Here is a 14,949-nt window from a genome sequence, read left to right as displayed (position 1 = left end):
GTCGTAGTTCAGGAAGAGCAGCTGATTTCCAGGTGCTTGCCCCACTCCGGTGGCCGCTCGGCATAGGCTTGCATCCCGGGTTGCTCATCGAACGGCTTGCACAGGACCTGGTGCAGCCGTCGCACTTCACTGTAGTCCCCGCCCTCTGCCGCTTCGATGGCGCGCTGCGCGAGATAGTTACGCAGGATGTACAGCGGGTTGACTGCATGCATGCGCTCACGCCGACCCTCCGCGTTAACCGCCTCACGCTGGCAGCGCGCCAGGTAGTCGGCGCCCCAGGCATCGAAGCCGGCGAGGTCGATGAAGTCGTCGCGAACCGCCTGCAGCGCCTGTTCCACAGGTTGCTCGCCAAGCCGGCGGAAGAACAGGGTGTAGTCCACGCCGCCACTCTGCATGCGTTGCAGCAGGCGTTCGACCAGGGCCATGTCGCCGTCTTCGGCGGTGGTCAGGCCCAGGCGTCGGCGCATCAGGTCCAGGTAGTGCGCCTGGTACAGCGGCAGGAACAGCCCGAGGGTTTCCTTGAGCGCATCCACTTCGATCACCGTGGTCAGGGCCTGGGCCAGGGCGCTCAGGTTCCAGTGGGCGATCGGCACCTGGTTGGCGTAGCTGTAGCGGCCGCGGTCGTCGGAGTGGTTGCAGATGAAGTTGGCGTCGAAGTCGTCGAGGAAGGCATAGGGGCCAAAATCGAAGGTGATGCCCAGGATCGACATGTTGTCGGTGTTCATCACCCCGTGGCAGAAACCATAGGCCTGCCAGCGCGCGATCAGCTCGGCGTTGCGCTCGACGATGGTGCGGAACATCGCCAGGTAGGGCTGCTCGGCGTCGCGACACTCGGGGTAGTGCTGTTCGAGCACGTGGTCGATGAGCACGCGTTGCTGCTCGGGCTGCTGGGTGTAGTAGAAGTATTCGAAATGACCGAAGCGCACGTGGCTCTGCGCCAGTCGCAGCAGCATGGCCGCGCTTTCACGGGTCTCGCGCCACACCGGGGTGCTCGAACCCACCACGCACAGCGCCCGGCTGCTGGGGATGCCCAGGGCGTGCAGTGCTTCTGAAGCAAGGAATTCGCGGATCGAGGAGCGCAGCACCGCGCGGCCGTCGCCCATGCGCGAGTACGGGGTCTGGCCGGCGCCCTTGAGGTGCAGGTCCCAATGCTCGCCGGCATCGTTCAGCACCTCGCCCAGCAGCAGGCCGCGGCCGTCCCCCAGGCGCGGGTTGTACGAACCGAACTGATGGCCGGAATAGACCATCGCCCGTGGGTCGGCTTCTTCCCAGAGCTTGTGGCCGCTGAACAGCTCGGCGAACACCGGCTCATCGGCCTGGGCTGGGTCGAGGTCGAGCAGGGCCATGGCCGATTCACTGGCGACCACCAGGCGCGGCTCGGCAATCGGCTCGGGCAGCACCTGGGTGGAGTAGGTGTCGCCGAGTTGGGCGAAGCGGTTGTCGAAGGTGAGTTGGTCGAGGGCTTTCACGGGGCCGGCTCCTGAAGTCTGGACATCGGGGCCGCCTTGCGGCCCTTCGCGGGCAAGCCCGCTCCCACAGGTAATGCGCGGTCTCTGTAGGAGCGGGCTTGCCCGCGAACGAGGGCGCAGCCCTCGCAGGGATTCTGCACAGAATAAAGTATTCGAGTGCACTCAGACCGATGCAGTGCCATCGGATTTCGGTTGCTCCAGCGGGATCATCTGCTGCTTGCCGCCCTTGGTGTCCATCAGGAACACCTCCACCTGGCGGACCGAGATCTTGATGTCGTGGGCCTTGAACTCACGGTTGATATAGCGGTTGATCTCGTCCAGCGTCGGGTTGCGGTCGCCCAGGTCGCGCACGTGCATGCGCAACTCATGATCCAGCGAGCTTTCGCCGAACTGCAGGAAATACACGATCGGCTCAGGGTCCTTGAGCACACGTGGGTTTTCATGGGCGCCCTTGAGCAGCAGCTCGCGCACCAGGTCCAGGTCGGAGCCGTAGTCGATGCCCAGCTTGAGCGTCACCCGTGTAACGGTGTCGGTCAGCGACCAGTTGATCAACTGGCCAGTGATGAACGTCTTGTTGGGGACAATGATGTCCTTGCGGTCGAAGTCGGTGATGGTCGTGGCGCGAATGCGGATCTTGCTCACCGTGCCGGACAGGTTGCCGATGGTGATGGTGTCGCCGATCCGCACCGGGCGCTCGAACAGGATCATGATGCCGGAGATGAAGTTGGCGAAGATCTCCTGCATACCGAAGCCCAGGCCCAGAGACAGGGCGGCGACCAGCCATTGCAGCTTGTCCCAGCTCACCCCTAGGGTGGCCAGGGTGCTGACGATGCCCACGCCGACGATCACGTAGGACAGCAGCGTGGTGATCGCGTAGGCACTGCCCTGGGCCAGGCTCAGGCGCGACAGTACCAGCACTTCCAGCAGGCCCGGCAGGTTGCTGGCCAGGGCAATGGTGATGCCGGCGATGACCAGTGCACCGAGCAGGTCGCCGAGGCTGATCGGCACCATGCTGGCCGTTGCGCCGGTGCCGCTGGCGTATTCGTACAGGGTGACGTTGTTGAGGTAGGAGAATACGGTGATCAGGTCCGACCATACCCAGTACAACCCACCGATGAAGCCGCCGAGCAGGGCCAGGCGGATCAGGCGCAAGGACTGCTGGTTGACCTGCTCGATGTCCAGGGTCGGTTCCTCGACGATGACTTCGCCGTCCAGGCCTTCCTTGGCGGCCGCGCGCTTGCTCAACGCGCGCTGGTAGGCCAGGCGTCGCGCCGCCACCGACAGGCCGCGAACGAACGCCGCCTCGATCACCAGCCAGAACAGCAGCAGGTAGAGGGTGTAGATCAGGCGGTCGGTGAGTTTCAGTGCGGTGTAGTAGTAGCCGAAGCACACCGCGACGAACAGCGCGATCGGCAGCGCGGTGAACGCTACCCCGACCGCCTTGCGGAACAGCGATGTGTCACGGTGTGCCGGGCTGCTCAGCAGCAGACGGCTGAGCAGCCAGGCCATCAGCGCATAGCAGGCCAGCACCACGCCGATGCCCAGCACGTCGTCGGCCAGCGCCGAAGGCTGGTGTTCGGCCACCGCGACCACACCCACCAGGGCCAGCACCACCGTGCCGAGCCTGCGTACCCAACCGCGCAGGAACTCGACCTGCGGCTTGTGCCAGCGGAAGTGCACCTCGGCCACGCCTCCGGGGGCCAGCACGCGGTAGGCGGTGTAGAACACCAGCCAGGCCTGGGCCAGTTGCCACAGCGCGGCGCCGAGATTGGCGTTCTGGCCGCGGGCGTCGATCTGCAAGGCATAGCTGCACAGTGCCAGGCCCAGGCTTACCGGCATGGCCAGGAGGATGTTGATCAGGATCGCCTGGGGGGTGTGCCACTGGCTGTCGCGACGGAAGTGGCCGATATCCTGGTGCACCTTGCCCAGGCGCTGGTACAGGTACTTGCGCCTCCACAGCAGCGCGCCGATCACCAGCAACAGCGGCAGGAACAGCAGTGGGCGCTGGCTCAGGCCGTCGGCCAGTTCCTTGATGCCCGAACCCCAGGGCAGGCTGGCGACCTGGTCGGCGAAGCGCTCGGGCACATAGCGCAGCCAGTCCCAGTCCAGCGGCTTGTTGCTGGGGATCCAGAACATCTGCTCATCGAGGGTGGTGCGCAGATTCTGCGCGGTGCCCAGCAGCTGCTTCTGGTTGAGCTGCAGGGTGATGGATTCGTTGAGCAGTGCCGACAGTTCGCGGTTCAGGCGCTCGAGCAGGTCGCTGCGGGTGATGGCGACTTCCAGCAGTGCCTTGCGCAGTTGCGGGGTGACGTCCTGCTCAGGCTGGGTGGACAGCAGCTTGTCGACATAGCTGACCGGGCTGCTCATCTGCTCGCGCTGCTGGTTGACCTCGAACTGGTACAGGCGGATATCGGCGATCTGGTCGGCCAGGTCGCGATCCACCTTCAGGTGCGGCAGCGCCTGCTTCTGCTTGTAAAGGATCTTCGACAGCAGCAGGCTGCCCTTGAGTACGTTGATCTGCTCGTCCAGCGCCTGGTCGGCCTGGGTCAGTGTGTCGAGCTGCTGCTTGGTCTGCAGGTTCTGCTGGGTGAGTTCGTTGAGGCGGTCGGTGCTGCGCAGCAGGTAGTCGGAGAGCTTGAGGTTGGCGGCGCTCTCGTTGGCCAGCAGGGTGCTGCCGCCGGCCTTCTGCGCTTCGATCGACTGCTGGGTGACGGTCTGTTGCGACTGTGCCAGGCGTTTCTCGTTGATCAGTGTCTGCAGGTCCTGGATTTCTTGCTCAAGGCGTGTGGCACGCTCGATCAGCAGGTCGTGGCGGGCGTTGCCCAGATCCTGCAGCAGGCTGTTGCCGGCCAGCTCCTGGCGGCGCAGCAGGGTGAGGGCGTTGAGCGAGGCCAGTTCGGCGTTGAGCTGGTTGCGCTGGTCGACGGAAATCGCCTTGCCGTTGTCCTTGCCCGATTTCAGCGCGTTGTTGATCTGCTGGGCGCGGGTCTGGTTGTTGCTGATCTCGGCCTGGGCACGTTCGGGGCGGGTCTGGGAGTTGATGATCAGGCTGTTGGCTTCGGACAGCGCCTTTTGCAGCTCGCCCTGCTGGGTGCTGCGTTCGCTGAGCATCTGCTCGAGCTGCGGCACGCTGAGGCTGGCATAGCGCTGGGCCACGGGCGTGACCTTGGTGTCCTTGAGCTTGGCCAGTTCGCGCTGGCTGTCGCGGGTTTCCTGAGGGGCACCGGCCAATTGCTGCTTGAGGTCGGCGAGTTTCTTCTCGCTATCCTCTTTGCTGGCGATCAACGCGAGGGTCTGCTCCAGCACCTGCTGGAGCGCCTTCTGCTCGGGCTCCGGCAGCTTGCGCTCGGCAATCTTGTCGAGGCTGTTCTGGATGCCGGGAGCGGCCGGCACCTCGGCCGCCACGGCGGCGAACGACAGGGAAAGGCACAGCCCCAGCAGGGCTGCGCGGACATACACGCGCAGGGACATAGGCAGACTACTTGCGAGAGGGCACGAACGGAGTTTAGAGGAACAGCCCCGGGCCGGGCCGGGTTCCTTCGGGGAATCTGACGCCCACTTTCTGGATCTTGTTCCCGTCCATGGTCGCGACCGTCCAGATCGTGCTGTGCCATTCGACCTGGTCGCCTACGACTGGAGCGCCTCCGACCTTCTGTCGGATGAACTGCGCCAACGGCATTTTCGCATCCAGCCCGTCGAGCTTCAGGCCATAAAGTGCTGCCACCGCGCCGAGCTCGGCATCGCCTTCGAGGACGAAGTCGCCGAAGAAGCGCAGGTCCAGGCCGCGCTGTGGCGCCTGGCTGAACAGTTTGCCCAGGGCTGGCAGGTTGTGCTCATGGCCGATCACGCAGAGCATGTCGCCGACCTCCAGCACGGTACTGCCCGAGGGGTGCAGCAACTGCTCGCCACGGAACAGCGCGGCAATGCGCGTGCCCTCGGGCATCTTCAGCTCGCGCAGGGCTGCGCCGATGCACCATTTTTCCGCGCCCAGGCGGTAGACGAACAGCTCCCATTCGCTGGTGATGTGCACCTCCAGCGCCGAGCGCGAGATCGGCGCTGGATCTGGCGGCACCGTGACCTTCAGCAGCTTGGCCATCCACGGCAGGCTGGTGCCTTGCACCAGCAGCGACACCAGCACGATGAAGAACGCCAGGTTGAAGAACAACTGCGCATCGGGCAGGCCCGCCATCAGCGGGAACACCGCAAGGATGATCGGTACCGCGCCGCGCAGGCCAACCCAGGAAATGAAGCCCTTTTCGCGGCCGTGGAACGCCTTGAACGGCAGCAGTGCGGCCAGCACCGACAGTGGGCGGGCGAAGAGGATCATCCACAGCGCCAGGCCCAGGGCGGGCAGGGCGATGGGCAGCAGGTCGTGCGGGGTGACCAGCAGCCCCAGCACCAGGAACATGCCGATCTGCGCCAGCCAGGCCATGCCGTCGAGCATGTGCAGGATGCCGTGGCGGCTGCGGATCGGCTTGTTGCCCAGCACCAGGCCGCACAGGTAGACGGCAAGGAAGCCGCTGCCGTGCAGGGCGTTGGTCAGGGAGAACACCACCAGGCCCCCGGCGATCACCAGGATCGGGTACAGGCCACCGGCCAGGTTGATGCGGTTGACCAGTTGCAGCATCAGCCAGCCGCCACCCAGGCCCAGCAGGCCGCCGATGCCGAACTCGCGGATCAGGTGGGTCAGCAGGCTCCAGTGCAGGCCGGTCTGGCCGCTGGCGATCATGTCGATCAGGGTGACGGTGAGGAATACCGCCATCGGGTCGTTGCTGCCCGACTCGATCTCGAGCGTAGCCGTGACCCGTTCGTTCAGGCCTTTGCCACCGAGCAGCGAAAACACCGCCGCGGCGTCGGTAGAGCCGACGATGGCGCCGATCAGCAGGCCCTGGATCAGGCTCAGGTCGAACAGCCAGGCGGCGACCATGCCGGTCAGGCCGGTGGTGATGAGCACGCCCACCGTGGCCAGCGACAAGGCCGGCCACAGGGCCACGCGGAAACTCGCTACCCGCGTACGCAGGCCGCCGTCGAGCAGGATCACGGCCAGCGCGAGGTTGCCCACCAGGTAGGCGGTCGGGTAGTTGTTGAAGATGATGCCGCCACCATCGACACCGGCGACCATGCCGACCGCGAGGATGATGACCAGGATAGGAATGCCCAGGCGCGACGACAGAGAGCTGACCAGGATACTTGCGCCCACCAGCAGTGCGCCGATCAGGAACAGGCTGTTGATGGTGCTGGCATCCAAAGGCAGGTACTCCGGGATATCGCGGAAAGATGACTTGACTCGCAAGTCGCGTGCCAATCGATTCTAACCTGATGAATTGCCAGCATGTAAAGCGTTTCTGCAGATGTACAAAAGGCACCGCGGTGGGTGCCTTTTGTTGTGTTGCCTATGCGGGCCCTTTCGCGGGCAAGCCCGCTCCCACAGATTCACCACAGGCATGAAGACTTGTGCAGTACCTGTGGGGAGCTGGCTTGTCGGGGCGACGAACCGCCGCGAAGAGGCCGGTGCAGGATTACGCCTGCTTCACCTCACGCATCGGCTTGCCCTTCACCGGCGCACCGTTGGCCTTGTAGTACTTGGCCGTGCTGCGTGGCAGTGGCTTGCGGCCACGGATCTTGTCGGAGATTTTCTCGGCGATCATGATCGTGGTGGCGTTGAGGTTGCCGGTGATGATGATCGGCATGATCGACGCATCGACCACACGCAGGCCTTGCATGCCATGCACGCGGCCTTCGCCATCGACCACCGCCATGTCGTCGGTGCCCATCTTGCACGAGCAGGATGGGTGGAACGCGGTTTCGGCGTGCTCGCGGATGAATTTGTCCAGCTCTTCATCGGTCTGCACGTGCGCGCCCGGGCTGATCTCGCGACCGCGATACGGGTCCAGCGCAGGCTGGGCCATGATCTCGCGGGTCAGGCGGATGCCGTCGCGGAACTCTTGCCAGTCCTGTTCGGTGGCCATGTAGTTGAACAGGATGCTCGGGTGCTGGCGCGGGTCCTTGGACTTGAGTTGGATGCGGCCACGGCTTGGCGAACGCATCGAGCCCATGTGCGCCTGGAAGCCGTGTTCCTTCACGCCGTTGGAGCCGTTGTAGTTGATCGCCACCGGCAGGAAGTGGTACTGGATGTTCGGCCACTCGAACTCAGGGCGGGTGCGGATGAAACCACCGGCCTCGAACTGGTTGCTGGCGCCGATGCCGGTGCCGTTGAACAGCCACTCGGCACCGATGGCCGGCTGGTTCCACCACAGCAGCGATGGGTACAGCGACACCGGCTGGGTGCAGGCGTACTGCAGATACAGTTCCAGGTGGTCCTGCAGGTTCTCGCCGACGCCCGGCAGGTCGTGGACCACCGGAATGTCGAGGCTCTCCAGCAGGGCGCGCGGGCCGACACCGGAGCGCTGCAGCAACTGCGGCGAAGCGATGGCGCCGGAGCTGACGATGACTTCCTTGCGGGCACGGGCTTCGACACGCTCTTCGCTGTCACCGACCAGATAGGTCACACCCACGGCGCGCTTGCCTTCGAAGAGTACGCGGTCGCTCAGGGCGTGGGTGACGATGGTCAGGTTCGGGCGTTTCTTGGCCTGGTCCAGGTAGCCGCGGGCGGTGCTGGAGCGACGACCGTTCTTGGTCACCGAACGGTCCATCGGACCGAAGCCTTCCTGCTGGTAGCCGTTGAGGTCTTCGGTGCGTGGGTAACCGGCCTGTACACCGGCTTCGACCATGGCATGGAACAGCGGGTTGTTGCCGGCTTTTGGCGTGGCAACGCTGACCGGGCCGTCGCCACCGTGGTAGTCGTTCGGGCCGATGTCGCGGGTTTCGGCTTTCTTGAAGTAGGGCAGGCAGTCCAGGTAGGTCCAGTCTTCCAGGCCTGGCAGTTCGGCCCAGCCGTCGAAGTCCATGGCGTTGCCGCGGATGTAGCACATGCCGTTGATCAGCGAGGAGCCACCCAGGCCCTTGCCGCGGCCACATTCCATGCGGCGGCCATCCATGTGCGGTTCAGGGTCGGTCTCGTAGGCCCAGTTGTAGCGGCGGCCCTGCAGCGGGAAGGCCAGGGCGGCTGGCATCTGGGTGCGGAAATCGAAGCGGTAGTCGGGGCCGCCGGCTTCCAGCAGCAGCACCGAGACGCTGGCGTCTTCGGTCAGGCGGGTGGCCAGGGTGTTACCGGCCGAACCGGCACCGACGATGATGTAATCGTATTCTTGGGACATGCAAAGTACCCTCGTTGGCAGTGTTCAGGGAGCGGGAGTGCCCGTGCGCAAAGGCACGGGCGTGGCCAGACCGGTCTTAGAAGACCGAGTTGTAGCCGCCCAGCTCGACCTGCACCGACTTGATGCGAGTGTATTGAGCCAGCGAGCTGACGCCGTTCTCACGGCCGACGCCCGACTGCTTGTAGCCGCCAACCGGCATTTCGGCTGGCGATTCACCCCAGGCGTTGATCCAGCAGATACCGGCTTCGAGCTTGTGGATGATGCGGTGGGCGCGGGTGATGTCGTTGGTGCATACGCCCGCAGCCAGGCCGTACTCGGTGTCGTTGGCGCGGCGGATGACTTCTTCTTCGGTTTCGTAGGTGAGGATGCTCATCACCGGCCCGAAGATTTCTTCCTTGACGATGGTCATGTCGTCGCGGCAGTCGGTGAACACGGTCGGGGCGACGAAGGCGCCCTTGGCGAACGCGCCTTCGGTCAGACGCTCACCGCCGCACAGCACGCGGGCGCCTTCTTCCTTGCCCTTGGCGATGTAGCCCAGGACGCTTTCCATGTGCTGGAAGCTGACCAGCGGGCCGAAGTTGGTGTTCTCGTCTTCCGGGTTGCCGATGCGGATGCGGGCGACGCGCTCGGCGATCTTGGCTTCGAACGCCGCTTTCATCGCGACCGGGACGAACACGCGGGTGCCGTTGGTGCAGACCTGACCGGAGCTGTAGAAGTTGGCCATCATGGCGATGTCGGCGGCCTTGTCCAGGTCGGCGTCGTCGCAGATGATCAGCGGCGACTTGCCGCCCAGTTCCATGGTCACTTCCTTGAGCGAGGAGCTCGAGGCGCTGGCCATGACCTTCTTGCCGGTGGTGGTGCCGCCGGTGAAGGAGACTTTCTCGATGCGTGGGTGCTCGGTCAACAGGGTGCCGACTTCACGGCCGCTACCGGTCAGGACGTTGAACACGCCATCCGGCAGGCCGGCTTCGGTGAAGATCTCGGCCAGTTTCAGGGTGGTCAGCGAGGTGACTTCCGACGGTTTGAAGATCATCGCGTTGCCAGCGGCCAGGGCAGGCGCGGACTTCCACAGGGCGATCTGGATCGGGTAGTTCCACGCGCCGATACCGGCAGTCACGCCCAGTGGCTCGCGACGGGTGTAGACGAAGGACGATTCGCGCAGCGGGATCTGCTCACCTTCGATTGCCGGGACCAGGCCTGCGTAGTACTCCAGTACATCGGCACCGGTGACGATGTCGACGTAGCGGGTTTCGGAGTACGACTTGCCGGTGTCCAGGGTTTCCAGCATGGCCAGCTCGTCGTTGCGCTCGCGCAGGATGTCGACGGCGCGGCGCAGGATGCGCGAACGCTGCATGGCGGTCATCGCGGCCCAGACTTTCTGGCCACGTTCGGCGCTCTCGACGGCGCGCTCGACGTCAGCCTCGGTCGCACGCTGGACGTGGGCAAGGACTTCGCCGGTGGCCGGGTTGATGGCCTCGAAGGTGGCATCGCTGCCAGCGTCGACATAACCACCATCGATGTAGAGTTTTTGCGTTCCGAAACGGGCCATAGAGTCCTCGCAAGTGCAGTGTGTGATTGGCTAGCCGCGTCGTGCTCCTGCCGATTGGGCAGTCGCTGCGTGCGATCGTTCAGCCGCCTGGGGGTTGGAATCCAGGTCGTGCTGCTTAGCCAGTTGTAGATCCATGTATTCGTAGGCGATCCGTATTGCCTGCTCGGTGTCGAACGCGTCGCCCGAGAGCGCACCGCGCAGCCACAGGCCGTCGATCAGGGCCGCCAGCCCGCGAGCGGCCTTGCGCGCATGGTAGAGCGGCAAGACACGGCGGAACTGGCAGCACAGGTTGGAGTAAAGGCGGTGATCGTTGATCCGCTGCAACCTGTGCAAGGACGGCTGGTGCATGCTGGCGGCCCAGAAGGCCAACCAGGTTTTCATTGCCGGGCCGCTGACCTGGCTTGCGTCGAAGTTGCCTTCGACGATCACTCTCAGGTGCGCCCGCGGGCTGTCGTCTGTGAGGGCTTGTCGGCGGGCGACGGTGCCTTCGCTCAACGCGTTCATGAGGTAGCGCATGGTCGCTGCGATCAGGCCGTTCTTGTCCTGAAAGTAGTGACTGATGATGCCGTTCGACACACCGGCCAAACGGGCAATCAGCGCAATGCTGGCATCTCCCAGACCGACCTGGTCGACAGCCTGCAATGTGGCGTCGATCAACTGCTGGCGGCGGATGGGTTGCATACCGACCTTGGGCATCTTGCTATCTCCTCAGGCCTGCGAGCGGACGACCTGCATCCGACTCGGCAAGGGCCAGTCTATTTTGTTTTGATTGAACGTTCAATCAATAAAGAATAAGCTCTGCGACAATTTGTGCCATTGACAGTTTTTCAGGCGGTCGAGAAAGCACGGATTGACACCCCAGGAAAACGTGTAACCCCCGGAATACAAGGCGTTGACGGGCAAGAACGATGCATGGACAGATTCTGCCGAGCGGTCGATGACCGCGCGGACGACCCTTGGAGCGGGTCAGGCGAGCTGTGACGAATGCGCGCATCCAGCAAGGATGGCAGCGTTCAGGCAGTGCCCGCCGGTCTGTTTAATTGCAGCGTTTCGATTCGGGATCACGGTTTCCAGGGTGCTTTTATAACACCTGACGCAGTGGGGCTATTGCACCAATTGCGCGGGAACTGACTGATTAGCCTCCACAGCCTTACTGCCCGGAGCATTCGTGCAATGAGTTCTGCCTCCCTGACAAAGCCCCCCGCCGAGAGGGTTCGGGTCAACCGCGTGGTGTTCTTCACCTCCGCGCTGCTGGTCCTCGCGTTGACTGCCTTGCTTATCGCTGTACCCGAAACCGCCGGCCAGGTGCTGGGCGTGGCCCAGAGATGGCTGACGCGCACCTTCGGCTGGTACTACATGCTGGTGATCTGTGGTTACCTCGTGTTCGTCGTCTTCCTGGCCTTCTCCGACTACGGCAAGCTCAAGCTGGGCGGCAAGGATGACCAGCCCGACTTCAGCTATGGCGCCTGGGCCGGCATGCTGTTCTCGTCCGGTATCGGTATCTCGCTGCTGTATTTCGGCGCATCCGAACCGCTGGACCACTACTTCAACCCGCCCGAAGGCAACCCCGCGAGCCTCGAAGCTGCGCGCCAGGGCCTGCAACTGACCTTCCTGCACTGGGGCCTGCATGGCTGGGCGATCTACGCCCTGGTGGGCCTGGCCGTGGGCTACTTCGCCTACCGCCACAACCAGCCGCTGGCGCTGCGTTCGGCGCTGTACCCGCTGGTCGGTGAGCGCTGGGTCAAGGGCGCGGCGGGCAACGCCGTGGACATCTTCGGCATGTTCGTCACCCTGCTGGGCCTGGTGACCAACCTGGGTATCGGTTCGATGCAGGTGTCTTCGGGCCTGGAATACCTGTTCGGCATGGACCACAGCAAGACCAACCTGCTGGTGGTCATTCTGGTGATGGCTGGGGTGGCCACCGTCGCCGCCGTGTCGGGGGTGGAAAACGGCATTCGCCGCCTGTCCAACCTGAACATCATGCTGTTCAGCGGCCTGCTGATCTTCGTCCTGCTTGGCGGCAACACCCTGCACCTGCTCAACGGCTTCGTGCAGAACGTCGGCGACTACCTCAACGGCATCGTGCTCAAGACCTTCGACCTCTACGTCTACGAGGGCGAGGCGGGCAAATCCGAGCGCTGGCTGGGCCTGTGGACCGTGTTCTACTGGGCCTGGTGGATCTCCTGGGGCCCGTTCGTCGGCATGTTCATCGCCCGTATCTCCAAGGGCCGTACCGTACGCCAGCTGGTCAGCGGCGTGCTGCTGATCCCGCTGGGCTTCACCCTGGCGTGGCTGTCGATCTTCGGCAACACCGCGTTGGACCTGGTAATCAACCAGGGCGCCGTGGAGCTGGGCAAGACCGCGTTGGAACAGCCGTCGATGTCGATCTACCAGTTGCTGGAATACTTCCCGGCGGCCAAGGTGGTGATCGGTGTGGCGGTGTTCGTCGGCTTCGTGCTGTTCCTCACCCCGGCCGACTCGGGTGCGGTGATGATGGCCAACCTTTCGTGCAAAGGTGGCCAGGTCGACGAGGACGCGCCGCACTGGATGGTGGTGTTCTGGTCGGTGATCATCACCCTGGTCACCATCGGCCTGCTGTTCGCCGGCAACTTCGAAGCCATGCAGACCATGGTGGTGCTGGCCGGCCTGCCGTTCTCGGTGGTGCTGGTGCTGTTCATGTTCGGCTTGTACAAGGCGATGAAGCAGGATGTCGCGGTCGAGCAGGAACGTGCGGAGCTGGCTGCCCGTGGCCGTCGTGGCTTCAGCGAGCGCCTCACGCAACTGGAGCTCGAGCCGACCCAGGCGGTGGTGCAGCGCTTCATGGACAAGCAGGTCAGCCCGGCCCTCAAGGAGGCGGCTGAACAACTGCGCGCCCAGGGCTTCGAGGTGGAGACCCGCGTCGGTCAGTCGCGCAACATGATGGGTGTGCGGGTGATGATGGAAGAGGGCAACCCCTTCGTCTATGAAGTCAGCCTGGACGGCTATCTGGCGGCACCGAGCGAGGCATCTGCCGGGGGCGAGCCTGAAGTGCGCCAGCGCTTCTACCGCGCCGAGGTGTACCTGCACAACGGTAGCCAGGAGTACGACCTGATGGGCTTCCTGCCCGAGCAGATCGTGCGCGATGTGCTCGATCAGTTCGAAAGCCATCGCCAGTTGCTGGGGCGTGTCTACAGCTGATCGCCCCTACGCGTGCTGTCATGAAAAGGCCCTGTCACACGACAGGGCCTTTTTGTTTGCCTCAGCGAGCTACAGGCGCAATCACGTCGGTGCGGAGCGCAGATTGTTGGCGGATGATGTCCTCGCCTCGGGTGCAGATCTTCAGCGGCAGCTTGCTGGCCTCGAAGGTGAAGTGGGTGTGACGCAGGAGGCCAAAGCCCTTGGGGTCGTCACAGTCGATCTTCGCTGCCGGGCCTTGCTTGACCCGGTAGTGGACCACGTCCGGTGGATGGCGTGTCCAGGTGACTCGCACGCCACCATTGTCCTGATACGCATAGGTCACGTCGGGGAAGGGCACGTCCTTGGCGGGCAACAGTTCCGTCGCCAGCGTCAGGCTGTTGGCCATCAGCGCGACCGAGGGCGCCTGCTCGGGGGTATTCACGCCGATCAGGCAGAGAAAGTGCCAGCCGGGCTCTGGGCCGACGGGGGCGTCGATCGGCACTTCCCCCGCAGCGATGGTGCCGCTGTAGCCGGTCGGCTCTTCACAGGCCAGTGGGTCGGTCGTGGTCTTGAAGCGATAGCGGGGCGTGTCGAGGGTGAAGTGCAGGTTCCAGCCGGGCGGGGTGTACTGCCCTTGCTCATCGCTGGCGATCTTTTCGAGAAAGCGAGGCCGCTTGGTCACCGTTGCCGAGAAGCCGGGCAGTAGCTGGCAGCTGTCCAGTGCCAGGTCGGCCACACCTTGCTTGAAGCAGCCGAGGACCCTGTTCAGCGGCATGGCGATGTTGCGTGGCGGGGCGTCTTGCGAGCCTTGCGCATTTACGCAAGGGCTGTTTGTAGCGCAGGGCGCGCTGGCGTCGCTGGTGACACTGTTGATCACTGCGATCACCTGCTGGTCGTCTGGCGTTATCACGGGGCTGCCTGAGGCACCGGCACTGACCCCGGGGCAGTCGTTGACGCGTATGTTGCGCCAGACCCAGGGGTGCTCCAGGGCAAAGTCGGCGGGGTGCTCGGTACAGCTTGCCACGCGCAGGCCCTTGCCGATGCTGCCGGGTTCACCAATGACCACAACCGGTTTTTCTTTGGCCGGGTTGCTGCCCATGCGCAGCGGCATGATGCCTTGCGACATGACTTCATCGAGCGTGGCGTCCAGCTCAAGCAGTGCCAGGTCGGTGCCCTGCATGCTGTTCCACAGGCTGCGCTTGAGAGCGAAGGTCTTGCGCTGCTCCTGGGTGTCGATGAAGTAGTTGAAGGCGATGCTGCCGTGTGTCGGCTGGTCCTGGCCGATGCGGCCATTGCGCGTGTCCACGCAGTGGCCGCTGGTCAGGATGTAGGCGGGGCCGCTGTCGGTCGTGGGCGGGTTGTCGCGGCTGTCGATCAAGGTGGCGATGCACAGTCTGCCGTTGTCCATGGTCAATCGGCCGATTCCGCTCCAGTGCGCATGTTGCGCCTGGGCATTCAACACGGGGCTTGGTGTGCTTGCAGGTTCTGCCATGAGGGCTGCAGGGGCTAATGCACCGAGCAGGGCGGCGAGGCTCCAGGGAGATAGTGAGGGCATCAG

8 protein-coding genes are annotated in these 14,949 nt (G+C 64.1%); 1 reads left to right on the top strand and 7 read right to left on the bottom strand.

Annotated elements, in window-relative coordinates; all coding sequences use genetic code 11:
- Positions 1–8: 8 nt before the first annotated feature.
- The 6 genes from selO to betI form a co-directional block, all read right to left on the bottom strand.
- Positions 9–1,469, bottom strand: coding sequence for a protein adenylyltransferase SelO (gene selO / locus ACK3BK_RS23990; protein ID WP_411383453.1), 1,461 nt, complete (start codon positions 1,467–1,469; stop codon positions 9–11).
- A gap of 162 nt (positions 1,470–1,631) precedes the next feature.
- Positions 1,632–4,940, bottom strand: coding sequence for a mechanosensitive channel MscK (gene mscK, locus ACK3BK_RS23985; protein ID WP_411383452.1), 3,309 nt, complete (start codon positions 4,938–4,940; stop codon positions 1,632–1,634).
- Positions 4,941–4,974: 34 nt separating this feature from the next.
- On the bottom strand, positions 4,975–6,717 hold the full coding sequence (locus tag ACK3BK_RS23980) for a potassium/proton antiporter (RefSeq protein WP_186666100.1): 1,743 nt from the start codon (positions 6,715–6,717) through the stop codon (positions 4,975–4,977).
- 271 nt (positions 6,718–6,988) lie between these two features.
- The gene (gene betA / locus ACK3BK_RS23975) at positions 6,989–8,686 is read right to left on the bottom strand and encodes a choline dehydrogenase (RefSeq protein ID WP_186665639.1); all 1,698 of its coding nucleotides are present in this window, start codon (positions 8,684–8,686) and stop codon (positions 6,989–6,991) included.
- A 76-nt stretch (positions 8,687–8,762) separates the two neighbouring features.
- Positions 8,763–10,235, bottom strand: a complete 1,473-nt coding sequence (gene betB / locus ACK3BK_RS23970; protein WP_186665641.1) for a betaine-aldehyde dehydrogenase — start codon at positions 10,233–10,235, stop codon at positions 8,763–8,765.
- 30 nt (positions 10,236–10,265) lie between these two features.
- Entirely contained in the window at positions 10,266–10,931 is a 666-nt protein-coding gene (betI, locus tag ACK3BK_RS23965; RefSeq protein WP_186665643.1) for a transcriptional regulator BetI, read from the bottom strand.
- A 534-nt stretch (positions 10,932–11,465) separates the two neighbouring features.
- Between betI and ACK3BK_RS23960 the strand changes: the two genes are divergently transcribed.
- Complete coding sequence (locus tag ACK3BK_RS23960; RefSeq protein ID WP_411384513.1) at positions 11,466–13,412, top strand: BCCT family transporter; 1,947 nt, start codon at positions 11,466–11,468, stop codon at positions 13,410–13,412.
- Between the two features lie 61 nt (positions 13,413–13,473).
- Here ACK3BK_RS23960 and ACK3BK_RS23955 read toward each other — a convergent pair whose 3' ends face one another.
- On the bottom strand, positions 13,474–14,946 hold the full coding sequence (locus tag ACK3BK_RS23955) for a trypsin-like serine peptidase (RefSeq protein ID WP_411383451.1): 1,473 nt from the start codon (positions 14,944–14,946) through the stop codon (positions 13,474–13,476).
- Between the last annotated feature and the right edge of the window lie 3 nt (positions 14,947–14,949).

It is taken from the genome of Pseudomonas sp. L7, from assembly GCF_046605565.1.
Lineage (GTDB): Bacteria > Pseudomonadota > Gammaproteobacteria > Pseudomonadales > Pseudomonadaceae > Aquipseudomonas > Aquipseudomonas wayambapalatensis.
Note: the sequence above shows the minus strand (reverse complement) of the source record. Positions and strands in the feature narration are given on the sequence as shown.